This is a genomic window from Thiorhodovibrio winogradskyi (assembly GCF_036208045.1).
Taxonomy (GTDB): Bacteria; Pseudomonadota; Gammaproteobacteria; order Chromatiales; family Chromatiaceae; genus Thiorhodovibrio; species Thiorhodovibrio winogradskyi.
Genome location: NZ_CP121472.1, coordinates 527356 through 548716, shown reverse-complemented (window position 1 = coordinate 548716; position 21361 = coordinate 527356). Strand labels below are relative to the sequence as shown.

Here is a 21361-nt window from a genome sequence, read left to right as displayed (position 1 = left end):
CGACCCGCACGCGCTCCAGATGAGCACCTATTAAGTATCCGATGAAGCCAGCTCCAGCCTCACACTCCCGGACTGCCACGCGCGCAAGCCGCTTCGCCGCCACCTTGCTCTTCGCCGTCGCGACCCTGAGCGCCAACCCGGCCCCCGATGCCGAAAGGCCCGTGCGTCTGTGCATCGATCCGGACTGGGCCCCCTTCGAGTATCTCGATGACCAAGACCGCTTTCGCGGCATGTCCGCTGACTACTGGCAGCGCATGAGCGAACGCGCCGGACTCGCGACCGAGCTGGTGGTGACCAAGTCCTGGCAGGAGTCGCTCGACAAGGCCAAGGCGCGGGAATGCGATCTGTTGACCCTAGCGATGAAAACACCGGAGCGCACTCAGCACTGGCTATTTACCACGCCTTATGTCAGCTATCCCTTTGTGCTGGTCACACGCAGCGAAATTCCGGCGGTCGACAGTCTGGAGGCGGTTGCCGACAAGACTCTGGCCGCGGTCTCTGGCTATGCCTACACCGAGCTGGTCCGGACACGTTATCCGAGCATTGGCTTCATCGAAGTCAGCAATGTCGCCGAGGGGCTGGAAAAGGTTCGCCGCGGCGAGGCCTATGGCATGCTCGATTCCCTAGCCACTGTCGCCACCGCCATCCGCGCGGCCAAGCTGCACGAGCTGAAAATCGCCGGGCGTTTTACCGAGAATTGGGAACTGGCCATCGCCGTGCGCAATGATCGTCCCGACTGGCTGCCATTTTTCGAGACCATGGTCGATTCCCTGACGGAGGAAGACCATCGCGAGATCGAGAACCGCTGGCTCGCCGCCTGGATAGAGGCACCCGCGGACCTGCGCTGGTTGAAAGCCGCCCTGGCGATTGTGCTGGCGTTCGGTCTGATCGCGGGCTTCTTCATCTGGCGCCAGGCGGTGATGCGCCGCCAGGCCAAAGCCCTGGAACAAATCAACACAGCGCTCCGGCAAGCCCGCGATCGCGCCGAGAAATCCGAGCAGCGCTATGCCGAGCTGGCGCGCCAAAGCCGCAGTATTGCCTGGGATGTCGACCTTGATGGCTCCTATACCGACGTGTCGGAGTCGGTTGAAACCGTGCTGGGTTACCGGCCAGAGCAGCTCATCGGCCGCCCCTTCTGGGACATCATGCCCGCGGCCAACCAGGAACGCATGCGCCGGCTCGGTCTGACCTTTATCCGCGAGGGACGCTCGATCGCGGGCTTTGAGAATCAACTGCTCGACAATCACGGGCGGGCCTTGTGGGTGACCTCCAGCGGCATCCCCCTCCACGACGATCAGGGACAAATCATCGGCTTTCGCGGCATCGACATGGACATCGACGAGCGCTACCGCCAGCGCGATCTGCTGCAACGCTACGCCTTCTTTGACGGTCTGACCGAGGTCGCCAACCGCCGGCTGTTTCTTGACCGTTTGAGCGATGCCATTGCTCGCTATGAGCGTCATGGCGCAGGCTTTGCGCTGCTGAGCTTTGACCTCGACCACTTCAAGGAGATCAATGACAACCATGGCCATGCCGCCGGGGATGCCGTGCTGCGCGGCTTTGCCGAGCAGGCCAGCGGCTGCCTGCGCCAGGGCGATCTGCTCGCGCGCCTGGGCGGCGAGGAATTCGCCGCACTCCTGTTGGAGGCAGACCTAGAGGGTGCCTTACAGACCGCCACTCGCATTCGCCAACGGATCGAAGCCACGCCTGTCACTTTCGGCAACAAAGCGATCACCGTCACCGTCAGCATTGGCGCGACCCTGATGCAACCAGGCGACGATTCCGACTCCCTGCTCGCCCGCGTCGACAGCGCGCTTTACCAGGCCAAGCGGACCGGGCGCAACCGAGTGGTCATCCGCGAAATCGAGCCACCCCAATCACCAGCCCAGGCACCAGACCAACCAGGCTAGGCAGACCAACATGAAGCACAGCCCCCAACAACCCGAGGTCATTCTTCTTGGCGCATCCGAAAAGCCGGAGCGCTTCGCCCACCAGGCGCTCGTGATGCTGCGCCAAAACGGCTATGCAGTCATCCCCGTGCACCCGCGACTCAGCTCAATCGAGGACATCCCGGTCATCGCCGCGCTTGACCAGGCACCCCGGAATGCCTCCAGCTTAACGCTTTATGTGAACCCCGCTCGCGCGCTTGCCGCCGCCGACACAATCATCGCCATCCGACCACAGCGGGTCATCTTCAACCCAGGCACCGAATCCCCGCGACTCCAGCGTATCCTGACCAACGCCGGCATCGACTGGCTGGAAGACTGCACTCTGGAAATGCTGCGCGAGGGCCGCTTCGATTCCGCGCCGCCCGCCTGACCACTGAGCGACCCGAACTGGCTTGGCAATGGCCCAGCACAGGTGATTTCGCGCCAAGCGGAGCCATTTCCTAGAAAAATCAAGCATCAAGGAGCAGCTGTCCAGTCCCAGGCAAGTCTCCCCATTAAACAAGAGGTAGCAAAAAGAATCATGGAATTCATACCCGCGGGCGAAATTATCGGCGAACGCCATCAAGTCCGCTCCGTGCGAATCGAGCAAAGCCCGCAATTACCCGATGGGGAATACGCGTTCATCGATATGTATTGCTCAGACCCCAACTGCGATTGCCGCAAGACCATGATCCATGTGCTCCACAACGGACAACATGTATCAACAATCAATTACGGCTGGGAATCGAAAAGCTTCTATGCAAAATGGATGAACGACAGCAAAGAGAACAGCCCGTTTCCACCAATGCATGGCGCTTCAATCGACCTCACGAGCCCGAATCGCGTTAGCGCGGATGGAATACTGGGCCTGTTCAATCATTTGCTATCCGACGTTTGGATTGCGAAATTCAAGCAGCACGACAAAGCCGTTAAGGCCGCATTTCCCGCCAAAGCGACCTAGTCTCACAATACGCCAGAGTCCAGTGCATCTGGAGATTGTTGAGAATTAAATCGACCTTGGCCCCATTTTCTTTACCACCCTGATGCAACCGGGTGACGATTCCGATTCCCTGCTCGCCCGCGTCGACAGCGCGCTTTACGAGGCCAAGCGGAACGGACGCAATCGGTTGGTCATTCGCGCAACCGATCCAGCCCAAACACCAGCCAAACACCAGCCCAATCAGGCTAGCGGCCTACCCGATCTTATTGTCAACCAACTAACACACCCGAATGCGCGTCACCTCTTCCGCCTTGGGATCAAACAAGTGCACGGCGCAAGCGATACACGGGTCGAAGCTATGCACGGTGCGTAGGATTTCGATCGGCTGATGGGCGTCATGCACGGCATGCCCCTTGAGGGCAGCTTCATAGGGGCCGGGTTGGTCGGCGCTGTCACGCGGGCCGGCATTCCAGGTACTGGGCACCACGGCCTGATAATTGGCCGTCTTGCCGTTCTCGATCACAATCCAATGACCCAAGGCACCGCGCGGGGCTTCCATATGGCCGACGCCCCGGGCCTTGGCTGGCCAGGTGGACGGGTCCCACAGGCTGTCGTTGAAGGTCTTGTGATCCCCAGCACGGATGTTGGTCAGGAGCTGATCGAACCAGCCGCTCATGGCGTCGCCGATGACCTTGGTCTCCAGGGTGCGCGCGGCGGTGCGGCCCATGGTCGAATAGAGCGCGTCCACCGGCAACTCCAAGCGCGCCAGCGTGCGATCCACCAGTTCCCGGGTTTGCTCGTGGCCCGTGGTGTAGAGCATCAGCACGCGTGCCAGTGGCCCCACCTCCACTGGCTGGCCGCGCCAGCGCGGTGATTTGAGCCAGGAGTACTGATTGGCAACATCGAGTTGCTGGTAGGGTGGCTCTGGCCCCGAGAAGGCAAAGTCCGTCTCCCCCGCGTAGGGGTGCAGGCCAGCATCCTTGCCGTCACCATAGGCATACCAGGAACGCGCGACGAATTCCTGAATCTGGTCATCGGCATCCAGATCGACCGGCTCGATGTGCGACAAATCGCGATTCATGATCACCCCGCCCGGCACCAGATAGGAGCTGGGGTCGCCATAGCCCTTGGCGGGAAAGTCGCCATAGCACATGAAATTGCCGATGCCCTCGCCATGACCGGGGCCGAACCAGTCCTTATAGAAGCCCGCGATGGCCAGGGTGTCCGGGATGTAGACCTGATCGACGAAACTCTGCATTTTGCCGATGATGTTTCTGACCCGCTCCAGTCCGGACACATCCACCGAGGTGCCCGCCTGACCGCCGGAGTCCAGGCTGATGGCACAGGGCATGCCGCCGACCACCATGTTGGGATGGGGATTCTTACCACCAAAGACCGCGTGTAGCTCGGCAACCTCCCGCTGCCACTCGAGCGCGTCCAGATAGTGCGCGACGGCCATGAGATTTGCCTCTGGCGGCAGCTTGTAGGCCGGATGGCCCCAGTATCCATTGGCAAAGATGCCGAGTTGGCCACCGTCGACGAAGGTCTTGAGTTTTTTTTGCACATCGGCGAAATAGCCCGGGGATGAACGCGGATAGCTGCTCAGGGATTGCGCCAGCTCGGAGGTGGCCTTGGGATCGGCCTGCAGCGCCGAGACCACATCCACCCAGTCCAGGGCGTGCAGGTGGTAGAAGTGCATAACATGATCATGCACATATTGCGCACCCACCATGAGGTTGCGGATTAACTCCGCATTGGGCGGAATCTTGTAGTCGAGCGCATTCTCGACCGCGCGCACACTGGCCAGGCCATGCACCAGGGTGCAAACTCCGCAAATACGCTGCACAAAAGCCCAGAGATCACGCGGATCGCGTCCCTGGCAAATGGTCTCGATGCCGCGCACCATGGTGCCGGATGAGTAGGCGCTGGCGATCCGCCCGTCCTCCACCCGCGCCTCGATGCGCAAGTGGCCCTCAATGCGGGTGACGGGGTCGACGACGATTCTTTGGTTCATGCGGTCGCCTCCTCCTCAACACCCGTGGTCCGTTCACGCGATTCCCCACTTTGCCTGGGGCTCTCGCCTTCATCAAGCTGCTGGGCGACCAGCTCGACCAAACTCTCCACACGCTTGTTCCAGCGGTTCTTGACCCGTCCAGCCTCGAAGTTCAGCCGGCAACTCGCGCAACTAACCACCACCGCCTCGGCGCCGGTCTGCTCCACTTGCTGAAGCTTGATGCGGAAGGATTCATCGCGCAGCCGGGTCGCGTCCCCGAGCAGAAAGATCCCCGCCCCGCCGCCGCAGCACCAGTTGAACTCCTTGTTGGCCGGCATTTCCACCACATCGGCCTGCATGGCGCGCAGTACCGCGCGCGGTTCCTCGAAGGCGCCGCCGCGACGGCCGGTCTTGCAAGGGTCGTGATAGGTCACGCGCCCCTTGAGCGGGCGCAGTTTGAGCTTGCCCTGCTGCGCCTGGCGACCGAGAAACTCGGAGATGTACATCATCTCGAACGGCAGGTCGCCGCCCTTGACCATGGGGTTCCAACGCAAAGCCGGGTAGGCATGACCGCACTCGGCGATGACCAGGGTCTTGGCGCCGAGCCGGATGGCCGCCGCGACGATGGGCGCCGAGAGTTTTTCCCACAGCGCCATGTCACCCGAGAGCAGACCGAAATTGGCACTCTCGAAAGCATCCGAGCACAGGGTCCAGTCGACACCGAGATGGTTCATGACCTTGGCGGTGGCGAGCAGACCATTACCATTGCCAACCAGGTCCACCGCCGAGCTGAGCACCAGCACATCGGCCTGGGGCTTGTCCAGAGGCACATCCATCTCATAGTGATCGCGAATGCGCTGAACCAGCTCGATGAATTTCTCACCCGAGGCACCGAACACCGTGCGCCTGTACTTTTGTTCATGATGCAGGGTCGCAAGCTCGGGCGGCACCAGCTCGGCGGCAACCAGGGCACTGCGCAGGTGATGCACCAGGGAGGCAGTGTCTATACCCATGGGGCAGACCATGGTGCAACGTCCGCACTCGGAGCAGGAGTCATAGGCCAGCTCCTGGACTTGTTCAAGATCGGCAAGATTGATCTCCGGCGTGGTCAGCTTGTACCAGGATCGGAAGGGACCGATCTCGCGCTGATAAATGCGCCGATACAGCTCCATTTTGCGCATGGGCGCGTACTTGGCCTCGCCGGTGGCCTGAAAATAGTGGCAGGCATTGGTGCACTGACCGCAATGGATGCAGCTCTCCAGCCACACGGCCTCATCGGCGTTGGTCTCCTCGATCAAGACATTGATGGCGCGGCGCACGCGCTCGGTATCCGGTAATGTCGGCTTGGGCGCCATCTCGCGCAATTGGCCAATTTGTCCCGCGAGGCCCTGAAAGACCTGCTCAAAAGTCGGGAACAGGGGGGCCTGTGTCGATGTCGTGGTGGCTGTCATATCCGTACCCCCTTGTGCGCGTAGACGATGCCGCTTTGCGCCCTGGAGAACACGAACCAGAAGGCATGCATCAATTTACTGAACGGGAACCAGACAAAGAGCGCACAGACGCTGAGAATATGAAGCGCCAGGAGTGTCTCGTAACGTCCACCTAGATGACCAAAAGCGAGAAGGCCAGTGATGAGCGGCAGGGCCACCAGCACCCAGGTGATGTAATCGCCCACATTCGAGCAATAAACGGCGGGCTTACTGAGCCGGCGCAGAATCAGCGCCAGCAACGACCCAAGGGCCGCCACGCCAAAGCCAACCCCGACAGCATTCGGCAATCCAGGCCAGGCCAGTCCGGTCAGGCCGGTGATGAACTCAATATGCGGGGTCACGCCAAAGACCACAATCAGCGTGGAGAGATGAAACACATAAGCCACACTGGTTTGAAACATGGTCGCGGTGGTGAACTCATCCGACGGCCAGGAGCGGCTAAAGACCGTGCGGTAACCCTTGAAATTGCCAAAGGCGTCGCGCGGACGGGAAAGATCCGCGCCTCGTGTCAACGCCAGGACACCCAGCAGCCGCCAAAGAATGCCGACAACCAAAATAATCAGCGACCAGTGGATTGCTGGACCGCGAGCAAACTCTAGGAGACTCATCGGAACCATCCTCCCTTAAAGGGACTTATCCGCCATCAGGCGTTGTTTGGTGGAATAGGGATCTTTATTGTTATGGTTTTCGCACAAGACTTCGGCAATCAAGGCGACGAAGGCCGAATCCGGTCAAAGATACTGGCGCCTCCGTCTAATCTTCATTTTTACTGTGTTCGGCGTGCTCGGCCGCGAGTTGTTTCTTCTTGCGTTGCGCCAGCACCGCGGCTGCAGCGCCCGCCGCCGCGCCTCCAGCCGCGGCCAGGCCAAGCTTGGAGCCGGTCTCGAAACGCCCGCGCGCGACTGACTCATAAAAGCCGCCGGCATCCCAGAAGCGCGGCTCGGAACAACCCAGGCAACCATGCCCGGACTGAATCGGGAAACTGGTACCCTGGTTCCACTTCAGATGCGCGCAAGCGTTGTAAGTGACCGGCGCCTTGCAGCCGAGTTTGTACAGACACCAGCCCTTGCGCGCGCCCTCATCGTCGAAGGACTCGGCGAACTGGCCGCGATCATAGAAAGGCCGGCGATAGCAGCGGTCGTGAATATTCTCGCCAAAGAAGGCCAGCGGACGGCCAAGATGATCCGTGGGCGGCAACTGGCCAAGCGTCAGGTAGTGGGCGATCACGCCGGTGATGGCCAGCGGCATGGGGGGACAACCGGGAACATTCACAATGGGCTTGTCGGTGATGATCTCGCCCACAGGCACGGCGCCGGTTGGATTGGGCTTCGCCATCGGCAGTCCGCCATAAGCCGAGCAGGTACCGACATTGATAATGGCCGCCGCGCCCGCCGCCGAGGTCTTGAGCATCTCGATATTGCTGATGCCGGCAATGGTCGAACAGTAGGCCTTGGTCGGTACCGAGCCGTCCACCAATACCAGATACTGCCCGGCATTGGCCTCCTCCGCCTGCTCGCGCGCATGTTCCGCCGCGTCGCCGGAAGCGGCCTGTAAAGTATGGTGATAATCGAGCGAGATAAAGTTGAAGATCAGCGATTCGATACTGGGCGCCGCCGACCGCGTCAAGGCCTCGGTACAGCCGGTACATTCTTGAAAAGACAACCAAATCACCGAGGGTCGCTTGGCTCCGGCAAGAGCCTCGGCCATGGTCGGCGCGATACTCGCGGGCAAGGCCATGACCGAAGCAGCCGCGGTGCAAAACTTGAGGAAATCCCGCCGGCTGTAACCCTGACTGTCGAGCATTGCTCCCAGATTGGGCGAATTTGACGTGGACGAATTTAGTCTGGGCAGATTTAGTCTGGGCAGATTAGGGCTGGTTAGACTTGTCATGGGCACCTCCTGTAGCGAGTTGAGATTAGCCATGGGCGCGAATCGCCCGGCCAAATGATTAAGGACCGACTGTCAATCGAATCAGACGCACCCGAGCAAGAAGCTTACAAAGAAGCTAGCCATCATCATGGAATATCGCAACGTGCCATTATCATTCAAATGATGCCGATCAAAACATCACCAAAATGACCCTGAAAACCCGCCTCCTTCATCATTAAAAAAGTGAATATAAATATGGTTAGATAAGCAGATTATTATATGCAATGATCCCTCCATGAAGATCCAATCCAAGGGGAACAACAATATTTGCCGTCATCCTCGAAATAGATTAGTATTTAAGCAAATTATGAATACGAAATTGTAACTTTCCTTTACAGTACTCGCCGGTCAGGCAAATGGAACCAGCCGAACAGGGCTTGATCAAACTCTCCTATGAGAGAGTAGCCGGTCCATGGCTCCAACTCGCTTCCATCGGCAATTTTCAACACTTCATGGCCACACAGGGAATCAGGCTATTGCGTGCCGACGAAGATTAACACTTGGTTGCATCACACTCAGAAGGCTGGTCAGGCGCAAGAGATCGGAGAGCGAGGCAACCTCATAGCGCTCGGCCATCAGTAGGGCACCGTCAAGCAAGTTCGCGCCATCCCAATCCGGCCAAATGATTCTTCTAAGCCGCTCGCGAATTTGCTCTTTTGGTGCGCAATACCGCAGTCTGTAACGCCCCACTCCATGGGGCTCGACAACACAGTCCACACAGATGACCTCACCAGGCGCCTCATCAAAAGTCAGCTGAACTGTCTGCCCGCAACCTATACAGGTATCCATCATCATGATCCCGCTTGCAAGGCCAACATCAAGCACTTTTTGGATTATTGGTTGGTCGGAACCAGAGATGCGAACACCAACTTTCAGCCTCCGCGAGGCCTTATCCTCGTCATCGCCGATATTCATTGAATCCTCCGGTTTATCTTGGTGGTTGACTCCTCGATTGGCGCCCCCTTATCCAGAAAATGCTAATTTAACTATTCTATAATACTTTGTTAAAACTAGAATTTTCAGAGGCGCAAAGCTAGCTTGGCGGCCATTGCCCAGGTTGTCAAGTTCCAATTCACTGGCAACAGCGTCCATACATGGCCGCAAATGGAGAAAGCAATGAATACGTTCGTCGAGAAACTGCGTTTAAAAGAAATGGCGGAAGAGGATATCTACTTCGCCAAGCGTGATCTGGAACTAATCGAGGCTTTGCACCAACGCCAACTCACCCAGCACGCACCTTGCAACAGCGTTACCGCGCACCAGCAAGCCAAGGTCTTTGAAGACCGCTATGCGGCCTTATCAAAGGCTCCAGACAATGATGCGGACAAGGCAATGGAACATGGTGACAATGGCAGGAAACACTTAAAGAGCCTGCGTAAACTTATCGACGATATTTGGCATGCTTGTCAAAAACAGCACCAGTAAACCCAACCCAGCTGAACCCAACCCAGCCGCTTGGCAGCCGGCAACCCGTTGGCGCACGAGCCATCCGCGCCAACAGGAATAGGTTGTGGATCCGTTCAGGACCAGGCGAGAATAAAAACAGTCCCTGTCAGCGCGCTGCGATTCTGGCGGACCGGGTCCGAACGCGTCCACCTTCCAAGGCGCCAATTTCAACCGCTTTCGGGAACAAAACATGTTCCTCATGATCAAGCCGCTGATAAATCATCTCCAGGAGCTGATAGGTTTCGCCCAGAAAGTCGTCCGTGAAATTGAACTCACAGTTCCTCAGCCAGCGTTTGTAGTAGTCCTCAAAGCTCTTGCGCAGCGGCTTTTCGCCAAGGATGGAGCCCCAAGCGATGGACTTGGTCAGCGGATCTTCGTGAATCAGCAGACTTGGATAGAGTTCCTTGTCCTCCTCGGCGAGATGACGTTTCACTCGCTGACCCAGATCACAAAGCATCTGATAAGCGACCTTGGCATTGGGACTGACTGTCAGCTTCTCCGGGCTCATCAGCGACTGCAGCTCATCGATCATCTCCCGCAGCTCCGCATGGCTGTCCCGATAGCTATCGAGCGTATTCATTACCCCATCCTCCTCTTCTGTTAATTGGTGCGAGGCGTCTTCTTGTTTGCTCCCCCATGGAAAACCGAGCGGCGGCGGGCCATGACAACTAGCGTAATCTTCGATCCTAGGTATAACCCGCGAACTCGGACGGCCGTCCGCATCGCATCGGATATGCCTCCGCCACTTTCACGCATAGGTGCCCGGGATGATCCAGACTCGCCTGCTTATTGCTTCTAGTCCAAAAAACCCGGATAGTCAACAAGCCATTGATTATATTAGCTTATAGCGATATACAATCAGATGGGCAGGCGCTACTGCAGTCGCGACAAAGAGTTCTTTGGCTTGCCGCGATCCTGTTCCTGTTGCAACTCGAAAAACCAGCACGGCTCACGGCCGAGCAAAGGGGAGCAACGCCTTCAGGAGAAGGCCAAGAAGAAGATCCGCGAGCGTCGGTCCTTGGGCGGACGGTTACCCGAAGAAATTGGCTAGGGATAAGGAAAAATGAGGAAGGGGACAGAGGAAGGGGACAGAGGAAGGAGAGGAGAAAAAAACGTCACCTAGGGTGAGACCATCAAAGCGCGGTGAGCCAAATCAGCCACCTTTGATTCGCCGGGATGCCAGAACACTGGCAACCCGGGCAAGGGAAATCGCGCAATCAGGCGAGAAGCGCGTAAAGCAACAGTACTGGCACCATGGCGACAACCGCGATTGAGACGATCTCACCAAAGGTCAACTGACGAATCACTGCGATAGCTTTCATGACAGACTCCGGAAACTGGCTAGGGTTTACACAAGCACCTGGACAAAAACTGCATCCAGCGGCTAGTCGAAGGGCTTTGAAAACTGCAAGGAGCCACACAACAACTTAACCTATTACTAATATTAGTATATCACCATATGCCTGTAAATTATTTTGGTTCGCACTTCTGGACTGACAAGTCCTCGACGCCGGAAACGGGCACTTTGGAAGGCAGCCATTGACCGAGCGACCGACTTTCGTGGCTCGGCGTGACCTCTCGCTCTGCATCGAATATGCTGTCGGATTATGTCTTGCACGGGGACGAAATATCATGTTCGAGGCCACGAAAGTCGGTCGCTCGGTCAGTAAAGAGGAATTCAAGGAGCAGCGCGATGAGTTGCGCACCCAGTTGCTGGAGGTGCAACGCCAACTGCGCGAAACCCATATTCCGGTGGTTGTGATCGTGGCTGGGGTGGAGGCCGCCGGCAAGGGTGAGGTGGTCAATCGGCTGAACGAGTGGCTCGACAGCCGCGGGCTGCAAACCTTTGCTTACTGGGACCTGAGCGACGAGGAGCGCGAGCGCCCGCGTTACTGGCGCTTTTGGCGCAGTCTGCCGCCGCGTGGGGAGTTGGCGGTGCTGTTTGGCGGCTGGTATCTGGCGCCCATTGAGCATCGTTTTCGTGGCTTGTGCGACGATGCCGCCTTGGATGCCGAGCTTTCGCGCATTGTTGACTTTGAGCGCATGCTGACGCAAGACGGCGCGCTGGTGGTGAAATTCTGGTTCCATCTGAGCGAAAAGGATCAGAAACGGCGGCTCAAGGAACTCTCGCGCGATGATCGCAGCCGCTGGAAGATGCTGCCGGAAAAGTCCAAATTCTCCGAGCAATATCAACTGTTTGAGCATGTCGCCGAGCGCGTCATCCGCCAGACCGACCGCGGCATCGCGCCCTGGTATCTGATTGAGGCGACCGACAACCGTTATCGCGATCTAACGGTGGGCAAGACGCTGTTGCAAGCCATTCGCGCACGCATTGCCCAGCCGTTACCGATGGAACCGCCGCCCACCGCCGACCCGCTCGACCTGCCCGACAGCGCGCCAGCACAAATCACCTTGCTCGATCAGCTCGATCTGACGCAGAAGCTCGAGCGCGACCTTTACAAGTCGGAACTCAAACGCCTGCAGGCGGAAATCAACGAGCTAACCTGGACGGCCTACAAAAAGCAACGGACCACTGTGCTGGTGTTCGAGGGGATGGATGCCGGCGGCAAAGGCGGTGCCATTCGGCGCATTACCAGCGCGGTGGATGCCAGGCTCTATCGCGCCATTCCGGTGGCGGCGCCGACGGACGAGGAGAAAGCCCATCATTATCTGTGGCGCTTCTGGCGCCATATCCCACGCGCGGGCTATATGATTATTTATGATCGCTCCTGGTACGGTCGGGTTCTGGTCGAGCGGGTCGAGGGCTTTGCCAGCGAGGCCGAATGGCGCCGCGCCTATAGCGAAATCAACGACTTTGAAGAGCAACTGGTTGAACAGGGCGCCATTTTGCTGAAGTTCTGGCTACAGGTCAGCGACGAGGAGCAACTCGCACGCTTCCACGACCGCGAGAAAACCCCCTACAAGCAGTACAAGATTACCGACGAGGATTGGCGTAATCGGGAGAAGGCGCCTCAGTACAAGGCGGCCGTCAATGAGATGGTCGCGCGCACCAGCACCGAGTACGCACCCTGGACTTTGGTGGAGGGCGATGACAAGCCCTTTGCCCGCATCAAGGTGTTATCCACCATTTGCGAGCGACTGCGCGCGGCTCTGGCGGAGGATGTTCTGACCTCCATGCGCACCGTGAAGCGCTGTGGTGATCATCCCGAGCGCCTTGCCGAGACCGAATCGGGCGACTGAGACCCCCGGATAGGCCGAGACTTGATCAGAGGCTGGAGCCGGCGGCGGCAAAACGCCGGCTCCAGCTTGACTCAGGCCACCTGGCGAGGAATGCGGATTTTCTGCCCGACGAAAATCAGATCCGGATCTTTGATCACCTCGCGGTTGGCCTCGAAGATCCTCGGGTAGGCGTTGGCGTCTCCATAGAAGGTCTTGGCAATTTTCGACAGGGTATCGCCGGATTTGATCAGGTAATACTCGACCTCCTCCACCGGGGCTGGCGCCGTGACAGCGCTGGCGTCCACCGCCTCGATACCTTGCACATTGCCGGCCATCAGCACCGCCTTTTCCATCGCCACGGCATCGGTCGCGGTGCCGGAAATGGCGACCCGCCCATTCTCGACTTTCACATCCAAATCCTGGATACCCGGATTGTCGGCTTCCAGCATTGCGCGGATTTTCTCATCGGCCTCGGACTCCTTGCCGAATACCCGGCGGCCGACATCTTTGGCGAATCCAAACAAGTCCATAGGTTTCTCCCGTGGTTTCGATGCTGTTTGTGCGTGATCAGTATTTGACCGAGCAGCCGTAGGGCCGGGTCACGGACACCGAGATCGGCTCCTTTGCCGCCAACTCGGCCAGTACCAGGTCGACATAATTGGTCGCACCCTCGATATCGGCCAGATCGGTGCTTGCGCGGTCATCAATGCCGCCCATGTAAATCAGCTTACCCTCGGCATCGATGATGAACATGTGCGGCGTGGTGCTAGCGCCATAGGCACGCCCCATGTCACCGCTCTCGTCGAGCAGCACGGCTGTAGGCGCCGCATCGCGCGAGGCGGTCAGCTCATCGGCCTGCTTCGGGGTCACATGTCCCTGCTTGCCGGGCGCCGAGGAAATCACCGACAACCAGACCACTTCTTGATCCGCGGCCTTGCGCTGCAGGCGCTGCATGTTGTCGGCGTCATAATGCTTGCGCACATAGGGGCAATCATGATTGGTCCATTCAAGGATCGCGGGCTGTCCCTTGAGATGATCGAGCGTCCAAATCTCGCCCTTGGTATCCACCACTGAGAAATCCGGTGCTAGCGCGCCAACCTCGGGCGCGGCGGCGAGATTCATCCCGAACAATAAAGCGATAAGGGCCAGACTAGCCGTGATTGAAGATTGTTTGCTGATTGGCTTCATGAGGGTCTTCCTTTGGTTGCCGGCTTTGGTTGTCGGCTTTGGTTGTCGGCTTTGGTATTCAGTACCGGTCCTCTGGGCTCTGGCTTTCAGGGCTCAGAGCCCAGTCGCTGAGGTTGTTGTTAGCGCATCCACGACCAACCCAGGGGTTAACAACTGCGGCAGCACCTCGGGTTTGGCGCCCGGTGCATAATAAACATAGAGCGGCACGCCGTCGCGACCAAAGGCGTTCAGGTAGGCCGAGATGGCTGGATCATGGTTGGTCCAGTCGCCTTTTAGATAGAGGACCTCCCGCTCGGCAAAGGCGCGCGCGACCTGGGCGGTGCCGAGCGCGACCCGCTCGTTGACCAGACAGGTGATGCACCAGGCAGCGGTCATGTTGACGAACACCGGCCGGCCCTGATCCAGCGCGGACTCAAGGGCAGCGGCGGAATAAGGCGCGGCGGACAGTTGATGGCTTGATTCCGCAGCCTGCCCCGTCCCCGCGGCCGGCGCCGCCGGGTTGGCAAGGGGGCTCAGTTGAATGATCAGCCCAAGGGCTGCCAACACGCTGGCGAGCGCCAGCAGACGCAGACCGAGTGACCATCCACGCCGCCAACCATGTCCGTCCTGACGCGCTGTCTCGAGCAGCCAGAGACCAAAGACCAGCGCCAGCAGAGCGGTCAGCACCAGCGCGAGACCGCTTGGACCCGACTGTTGGGCCAGCACCCACAGCAGCCAGGCGGTGGTGGCAAAAAGCGGAAAGGCCAGCAGCTGCTTCAGCCGCTCCATCCACACGCCAGGTCGCGGCAGGCTCCGAGCCCAGGCGGGGAACACACTGAGCAGCGCAAAGGGCAGCGCCATGCCGAGACCGAGCGTCAGGATCACCGCCAGCGCGGCGAACCAGGGCTGGGTCAGGGCATAGCCGAGCGCGGCGCCCATAAAAGGCGCGGTACAGGGCGCGGCGACCAGGGCCGCCAGGGCGCCAGTGCCAAAGGCGGCCAGCGCGGCACGGTCCAGGCGCACCTGGCCGGGCGCATTCTCCGCCAGCAGACGCCCGCCGCCGCCGAGTCCCATCAGGCTGGTGCCAAGGGTGAAGGCGCCGAACAACCCGAGCCCGAGCACCAAAAAGAGTCCGGCCATCAGAGCGACGAACACGGGTGATTGCAACTGAAAGCCCCAGCCCGCTGCCGCGCCGGCAGCGCGCAGCACCAGCAACGCGACACCGAGCAGCGTGAAAAACACCAGCACGCCAGCGCTGTAGAGCAAGGCATGCCAGGCGCGCGCGGCCCGGCCGAGGTCGCGCTGTTCGGCCAACCCAAGCAGTTTGATGGCCAGCACTGGAAAGACGCAGGGCATGAGATTCAGCACCAGGCCGCCGAGCAGCGCGAACGCCAGTGCCAGCGGCAGACCCAGCGCGGGCGCATCGGCATCGGCCAGCGGGAGGAGTGGTTGCACGCTGGCGGAGAACTCCCAGGCGCGCACTCCCTCGGCCGTGGTCGCCACCAGCACGCCCGAGGGGGCGACACTCGCGGGCGTGGCACCCGGGGTAAGTTCCAGCTCCAGCCAGTCCCCTCGCAAGCGCCATGGCTGCTCGGCGGCATGTTCAATCAGGCCCCAGGCATCGGCGAAAAATTCAAGCTCCTGAATCCCGGCGGGCAGTCCCTCCCGCGATAGGCGCAACAACAGCGGATCTCCGCTAGGATCCATCAGTGCATCGGCGGGCAAGACTTTGGGCAGAGCGGCGCGAGCCTGCTCGAAGAGCACAGCGGTCATGGGATCGCCAGGCATGGCCGAGGCTTCGGAGGCGACTGCCGCCGTTGCCAGATTCAGCGCGAACTGACCGGACTCAGGGATACAGTGCTCCTCGCACACCAGCCAGCGAACATCAAGCTCAACCGGGATATCGCGCCCGGCTGGCCAGTCCGGGTCAACGCTCAACGAGACCAGATGCAGCGCCTGGTCGAAATAGCCGTAGTTCGCCAGCGGCCCGACCGGAATGCGGCTGGGATAGGGCCACTGGATGGGACCGGCGGTGACGCCCTCGGGCAAGGTCCAGCTCAGGCGCGGCGGCTCGCCGGAATCCCCTGGGTTGCGCCAGTAGGTGTGCCATCCGGGTTGCAGATCGAACACCAGCAGCAGATCGATCTGATCGCCCGGTACCACCCGGGATTGCTCCGGCAGCAGCCGGGCGGTCAAGTGCGGGGTGACCACTTCAGCCCCAGACAGCGCGGCTCCAGACGGCGTGGGCGCCAGCCCGTCCGCCGGTGCCCGCGCCAAAGCCACCGCCGGCGCGAACAGAATCAGCAACCAGATCAGCAACCAGATCAGCAACTGGTTCAGCAACCGGTTCAGAAATGGCACGGGGCCCGACCACTGGCCGACCCGACAACAATCAGGCGGATTGGACTTCAGCAATGACATGCCCCCTGCCCGCAGGCCACGCCTGCTGGCGATTTCACTCCGCCCCCGGCTTGGCCTCCATGTTCGCCGCATCGCGGAAATAGCCTTCGAGTTCCAAACCGTAGTCGATGGCACGCCCGAGTTCGGCGGTGTATTTTTCGACCGCGCCAGCGGAAGTCGCCAGGGCCAGTTCATGCGCGGTTGAATCCACGCCGCTTGCCGCGCGCTCGGTATAGGTCTTGGTCAGTCCGGTCGAATCGAGCTGGAAGGGGCCGGTCAACTGGCGCGGATCGACGCGGTTGAGAATGGCCAGATTGCGATTCAGATCGGCAATGGCCTCGATCAGCTCTTGCTTCACCCGCAGATAGCGCGACAGATACTCGGTGAAGGTGGCATAGGCATTGAGGTTGCCGATGTTCTTCGGATCTGTCAGATACTCGGGCGTCCACTGCACGTCGAGCACATTGAAGTAGTTCTGGAACTCAAACAGATCAACCTCGGTATCGGCACGCCCAAGCATCTGGTAAGCGCCGGCCAGGGCCTCGCTGACCCAACGCTCGCGGTCGGCCCAGTTCTTTTTGTTGCCCTGCATGTCGGCCGGATTAAAGTCACTGCCACCGAAGTCAAAGGCGCTGAATTTTTTTAAGAAATCACCGATGCTGCTGGCCTGCGCGGGCACCGCCAAGCCGAGACCGAAGGACAGTGACAAGGCCAAGGCCATGGCGAGACCGGGTTGGGTTTGAGCGGGTCGTGTCATTCAGGTTCTCCGTTGATTGATGGCATCTGTGCGTGAAACAGCCCTGTTATCTTCCCGTCGTCTCGCGAGGGGTGAGTCGGGACCATGCGCATTAGAGGCGCGGCCCGCTAGGATCGCCCAGCTCGTCATAGGTTTCGATCAGCGCTTTGATCACAGCGCCATTCTGCCGCGGGATCAGCACCTGGGAGGCTTTGATCAGGTCTGGAATCAGGCCGTTTTCCTCAACAAAATCACCAAAGACCTGGTTCATTTCCTCGTTGGTGATTTCGGTACTGACGGGACGGAAGCCTTCTTTTTGCAATGCGAGCAATTGCATGTCGCGGGTGAGCAGATAGTCCTTGAAGCGCCTGGCCGCCTCGACCTGCTCGCGCGAGTTGCCGTGACGCAGCACATAGTAGGGATGATCGGTGACCAGATTGTATTTTGGATAACGGATGATGGGCTTGGCGCCGTCTGGATCATTGGCATCGCGGATAAAGGCCAGTTTGACCGCCAGGTTTTCATAGATGTAAACCGTCGAGAGAGGCTGGCCGCCATAGCCGGCCTGCATCAGCGGCTCGGCCAGTTTTCCGGTGCTGGTCTTGCTCTGATCGGACATGAACTTCATGAAGGCCAGATAGGCTTGGAAGCTGGGGTTTTCCAAGTCTTCCATGCGCAGTTTATAGCGTCCGCGATCCTTGGCGAAGAACTCAAATGCCATGGTGACCAGCGCCACCGCGCCCGAATTGGAGCTGGATGGACGGGTAAAACCAAACTGATACAGGCGGCCATTGGGATCGATGAAATCGCCATTGAGTTCGCGGCGGAAGATCTCGGTGACAGTATCGAAGCTCATCGACTTCTGGATTTTGTCATCGACAGCAAGCTGCACCGGCGCCCAGGTGACAAACACCATGGGGCTGCGCGCGACGGATTCATCGGTCTCAAACAACTGACCGCCGCTGAAGGCCTCCTCCACCACGCCACGGAAGATGCTCGAGGCCGGAGCCCAGACCTGATACTCGTTGCGCCCGTCGTGCATGGACTTGCCATCGCGAATCAGAGTGCCGGATTTGATGGAGCCGATTTTGTCGATGGTGAGGCGGATAGGCTTACCATTGATGCTGTTGCGATCCGGATCGGCCATGAAACGCTGCGCGGCTTCCTCGAACCAGCCGCGTTTCTCGGAACCGGCGGCGATTTTCACCTCAATGACATCGCGGCTCTCGGGCACCGGGTATTGGACTTGCTGCCTGCCTGCGGTGCTCGGCGCGACCTTGACCGGCGCGACCTTGAGCTGCTCCTCGGCGACGATGGTGTCGATTGAGGCTTCATCGTCCTTCGGCAACACCTTGGGTGCCGGGCTTTGCGGCGTGCTCTCAAGCTGCTGGCTGGGACTTTGCTTGGCCGGCACCGGCGCCGACTCGGGCTTGGCCTGCACCTTGGACAGATCGACATTCAACTCGCCGAAGTCGAAGAGTTTATCAGCCGCCAGAGAGCCGGATGACAGGGACGACAGACCCAACACGAGCGTCAGTAGAGTCGCCAGCACCGGGTAGCGATGGCGCATGGATTTGTCATTCATTTCGTGAACCTATCTACTACTGAAGTTGGCGTATAACAAGCTGCATGAATCGCGGGTCTTTCGGCCGGACTTGCAAGATCGCTGATACCAAGATCGCTTATGCCAAAATCGCTTATGCCAAAATCGCTTATACAGGGAACAATACAATCTTTCAGTCATGGAGTCAGCTGTAAATATCATGCGGCTGAGCATCTCGTCGCTTGTGTATCACTGCAAGAATTTCTACATCCGGCGATTTGATGTTGTAAATGACGCGATATGAATACTGAGGGATTTCCCGCACGCTGTCGTCATTCAATTCCGGCACCATTTTTCCCTTGCGCGGGAGTTCGTCGAGACCGGTTGTTCGCTTCACCAGACCCTCGGCAACCCGCCTGGCATAAATGGGTGAATCCTGCGCAATCCAGTCATGAATTTGCCGAACCTGTCTTACCGCGTGATCGGTCCAGCTGACCATCCACGAATCTCCTCGAGAACATCCTGCTGCGTCTTGGTGGCACCCCTTTCAGCGTCTTTACGACCTTGTCGGATGCTTTCCAGAACATAGAGCCGATACATGATGTCTTCCGTATTGGCTTCTTCAGGAAGCCCTTGTATGGCATCTATTGCTTCCTGTTTGATGGCGATCGCTGTCATGAATTGACCTTTCACAAATCCACATTAAGGCAGGCAACGCACACTCCGGGCACTCACAGCAAATCGCTAAAGCGCTCGAAAATGGCGCGAATCTCACCCGAGTCGCCGCGCCGGGTCTCGCCACCAGCGGCCTCGGTGATGGCGCTCAGGTCGCGGTCATCGGCCCCCTCGCCAAAGGCCACGCCAAACACCGGAATGCGGCATTGGGGGTCGCCGTGGTAGCCGCCCTGGCCGTCCGCCTGGTTGTAGCCAATCTTCTCGATCAACGCCTCGGTCGAGATTTTTGACGCATTGTCCTTGCCATCCGTCAACACCACGATGATACGGATGGCCGCCTTGTCCGGATTGGCTTTGTGGTCGGCGCAGATATCCTCCCAGGCCTCGGCAATGGCGCCGCGCATCGCGGTGCCGCCTTTGGGCCGTGCGCGTTGCAGTGCCTCGGCCAGCTTCTGCTTGCCGGCGGCATCCATGGTCAGCGGCTGGCCCTTGGGCGTCAGATCCGAATAGTCCACGGCGTAGTCATAGAACAGCAGCGCGAGCTGATCCTTATCCTGCATGCGACTGGCGAGCAGATCGGCGCTCTCCACCGCCATCTCCATGCGCGTGCGCATCTCCCCACGCTCGGCATCAAGGACTTTCGCGTCCATGCTGCCGGAGCGGTCGATGATCAGATAGGCAATGGCGTCGTTCTTGATACCGCGAAAGGCATCGCGCGCGGCCTTGACCACGGCGCCACTGGGCGCGGCGAGAAAACGATGCACGGTATCGAAAGGCTGCACGCCATTCTCGGCATTCCAGACCTTGCCATAGATACCCTGATCGATATCCAGCGCCACGCCGGGGCGGAAACCGTATTGCAGCGCCTGAGCCTGCACCGGCGGCGACATCAGGTACTCGAAATAGCGCTTGGCGCCTTCCTGCTCCTCGGCATCCACCCAGTCGCGCTTGACGATGGCGAAGGGATGATTGCTAACAAATGAACCCTCGCTCGGATAGACCGCGAGCAGTCGCGGATAGCCCAGATTGTCCTTGCGAATCGCGTTGTTGGCCTGGATCACGTCGCTCTCGTAGAGCACGGCGGCATCGGCATACTGGGGGCCGCCCTGGGTCATTTTCGTGGCATAGAAGCCGGTCGATGCACCGTAGTGGATAACATGCTCGTGTACTTTCTCGACAAACTCGCGCACCTTGGGATCATCGACGGCGCTCATCGACAGGCGCGCGACCGGCTGCCCCCCGACCACCTCGGCCCCGGCGAAGAACTGGGCGATCAGTGCCGAGAGCCCGCTGTTGGAGCGCTCCGGACTGGTCTGGCCGTAGCGAATGTCATCCGCCCCGGCCAGCTCGAACAGGCTTTTCCAACCGACGGCATCAGCCCCACCAAGTCGCTCGACCACCGGCTCCCAGGCGGCGATGACCACTGGGGAGGACACCAGAAAGCCCTCGCTCGCCAGCAGCTCGCCATCACCAGCCTCGCTGGTCTCGAAGTTGACCAGATTCACATAGAGATCGGACGCCGGACTGGTGGCATGGACTTCCTCCGGGCCGGCGGTGCCGTCTTTGATTTCATTGACACTGTCACCCGAACCCTTGGGAATGGCATTGACACAGATGCGCTGGCCCGAGGCGGTCTCGAAGCCCTCGGCATTGAAGGCCTCGGTCGCCTCATAGATCCAGGCGGCTTTCTCGGAGCCGTAAGTAAAGCGCACCACGACCTGGTCGACAGCGGGATCGGCAGCGGATGCGCAGGTATTGGCCTGTTTGGCGGCGACCAATGATGGCAGACTCAGGGTCGACAGACTGAGCGCGAGTAACAGCGTTGGAGAAACTTTCAGGCTTGAATCACGCATGGCGGCTCCGCGGACATGGGGTCTGATTTTGGTGAGGGACATGAGACAGATAATGCCAGAATCCGTAGCCGCCGACAAAAC

At 59.4% G+C, this 21361-nt stretch carries 19 protein-coding genes; 5 read left to right on the top strand and 14 right to left on the bottom strand.

The window, feature by feature from the left end; translation table 11 throughout:
- The first annotated feature begins 41 nt into the window (after positions 1-41).
- From Thiowin_RS02645 to Thiowin_RS02635, 3 genes are all read left to right on the top strand, one after another.
- The gene (locus tag Thiowin_RS02645; protein ID WP_328986197.1) at positions 42-1910 is read left to right on the top strand and encodes a diguanylate cyclase; all 1869 of its coding nucleotides are present in this window, start codon (positions 42-44) and stop codon (positions 1908-1910) included.
- Positions 1911-1920: 10 nt separating this feature from the next.
- Positions 1921-2319: a CoA-binding protein gene (locus Thiowin_RS02640; protein ID WP_328986196.1), complete on the top strand. Its 399-nt coding sequence runs from the start codon at positions 1921-1923 to the stop codon at positions 2317-2319.
- A 150-nt stretch (positions 2320-2469) separates the two neighbouring features.
- Positions 2470-2889, top strand: a complete 420-nt coding sequence (locus Thiowin_RS02635; RefSeq protein WP_328986195.1) for a hypothetical protein — start codon at positions 2470-2472, stop codon at positions 2887-2889.
- Between the two features lie 256 nt (positions 2890-3145).
- Here the strand turns inward: Thiowin_RS02635 and Thiowin_RS02630 are convergent, their stop codons facing one another.
- From Thiowin_RS02630 to Thiowin_RS02610, 5 genes are all read right to left on the bottom strand, one after another.
- A complete protein-coding gene (locus Thiowin_RS02630; RefSeq protein ID WP_328986194.1) occupies positions 3146-4882 on the bottom strand; it encodes a nickel-dependent hydrogenase large subunit in 1737 nt (578 codons plus the stop codon).
- The gene (locus Thiowin_RS02625; protein ID WP_328986193.1) at positions 4879-6312 is read right to left on the bottom strand and encodes a (Fe-S)-binding protein; all 1434 of its coding nucleotides are present in this window, start codon (positions 6310-6312) and stop codon (positions 4879-4881) included. The genes Thiowin_RS02630 and Thiowin_RS02625 overlap by 4 nt, the downstream gene beginning before the upstream one ends.
- The gene (locus Thiowin_RS02620; protein ID WP_328986192.1) at positions 6309-6959 is read right to left on the bottom strand and encodes a nitrate reductase; all 651 of its coding nucleotides are present in this window, start codon (positions 6957-6959) and stop codon (positions 6309-6311) included. The genes Thiowin_RS02625 and Thiowin_RS02620 overlap by 4 nt, the downstream gene beginning before the upstream one ends.
- A 145-nt stretch (positions 6960-7104) precedes the next feature.
- On the bottom strand, positions 7105-8154 hold the full coding sequence (locus Thiowin_RS02615; RefSeq protein ID WP_328986191.1) for a hydrogenase small subunit: 1050 nt from the start codon (positions 8152-8154) through the stop codon (positions 7105-7107).
- 594 nt (positions 8155-8748) lie between these two features.
- On the bottom strand, positions 8749-9195 hold the full coding sequence (locus tag Thiowin_RS02610) for a hypothetical protein (protein WP_328986190.1): 447 nt from the start codon (positions 9193-9195) through the stop codon (positions 8749-8751).
- 123 nt (positions 9196-9318) lie between these two features.
- Here Thiowin_RS02610 and Thiowin_RS02605 point away from each other — a divergent pair, with 123 nt between their 5' ends.
- Entirely contained in the window at positions 9319-9705 is a 387-nt protein-coding gene (locus Thiowin_RS02605) for a hypothetical protein (protein ID WP_328986189.1), read from the top strand.
- Positions 9706-9832: 127 nt separating this feature from the next.
- On the opposite strand, the gene Thiowin_RS02600 is transcribed toward Thiowin_RS02605, so the two are convergent.
- Positions 9833-10306, bottom strand: a complete 474-nt coding sequence (locus Thiowin_RS02600; RefSeq protein WP_328986188.1) for a hemerythrin domain-containing protein — start codon at positions 10304-10306, stop codon at positions 9833-9835.
- Positions 10307-11358: 1052 nt separating this feature from the next.
- Between Thiowin_RS02600 and pap the strand changes: the two genes are divergently transcribed.
- Positions 11359-12927: a polyphosphate:AMP phosphotransferase gene (gene pap / locus Thiowin_RS02595; protein ID WP_328986187.1), complete on the top strand. Its 1569-nt coding sequence runs from the start codon at positions 11359-11361 to the stop codon at positions 12925-12927.
- Between the two features lie 71 nt (positions 12928-12998).
- Here the strand turns inward: pap and lysM are convergent, their stop codons facing one another.
- From lysM to Thiowin_RS02555, 8 genes are all read right to left on the bottom strand, one after another.
- Positions 12999-13436 (bottom strand): peptidoglycan-binding protein LysM, encoded by a 438-nt coding sequence (gene lysM, locus Thiowin_RS02590; RefSeq protein ID WP_328986186.1) that lies wholly within the window; start codon positions 13434-13436, stop codon positions 12999-13001.
- 37 nt (positions 13437-13473) lie between these two features.
- Positions 13474-14094, bottom strand: a complete 621-nt coding sequence (locus Thiowin_RS02585; protein WP_328986185.1) for a redoxin domain-containing protein — start codon at positions 14092-14094, stop codon at positions 13474-13476.
- A 93-nt stretch (positions 14095-14187) separates the two neighbouring features.
- Entirely contained in the window at positions 14188-16434 is a 2247-nt protein-coding gene (locus Thiowin_RS02580) for a protein-disulfide reductase DsbD family protein (protein WP_328986184.1), read from the bottom strand.
- Positions 16435-16528: 94 nt separating this feature from the next.
- Entirely contained in the window at positions 16529-17230 is a 702-nt protein-coding gene (locus Thiowin_RS02575; protein ID WP_328986183.1) for a hypothetical protein, read from the bottom strand.
- A 91-nt stretch (positions 17231-17321) separates the two neighbouring features.
- Positions 17322-18794, bottom strand: a complete 1473-nt coding sequence (locus Thiowin_RS02570) for a substrate-binding domain-containing protein (RefSeq protein WP_328986182.1) — start codon at positions 18792-18794, stop codon at positions 17322-17324.
- A 163-nt stretch (positions 18795-18957) separates the two neighbouring features.
- Positions 18958-19251, bottom strand: a complete 294-nt coding sequence (locus tag Thiowin_RS02565) for a type II toxin-antitoxin system RelE/ParE family toxin (RefSeq protein ID WP_328986181.1) — start codon at positions 19249-19251, stop codon at positions 18958-18960.
- Positions 19224-19430: a hypothetical protein gene (locus Thiowin_RS02560; protein WP_328986180.1), complete on the bottom strand. Its 207-nt coding sequence runs from the start codon at positions 19428-19430 to the stop codon at positions 19224-19226. The genes Thiowin_RS02565 and Thiowin_RS02560 overlap by 28 nt, the downstream gene beginning before the upstream one ends.
- A gap of 53 nt (positions 19431-19483) precedes the next feature.
- Positions 19484-21280: a vWA domain-containing protein gene (locus Thiowin_RS02555; RefSeq protein ID WP_328986179.1), complete on the bottom strand. Its 1797-nt coding sequence runs from the start codon at positions 21278-21280 to the stop codon at positions 19484-19486.
- Between the last annotated feature and the right edge of the window lie 81 nt (positions 21281-21361).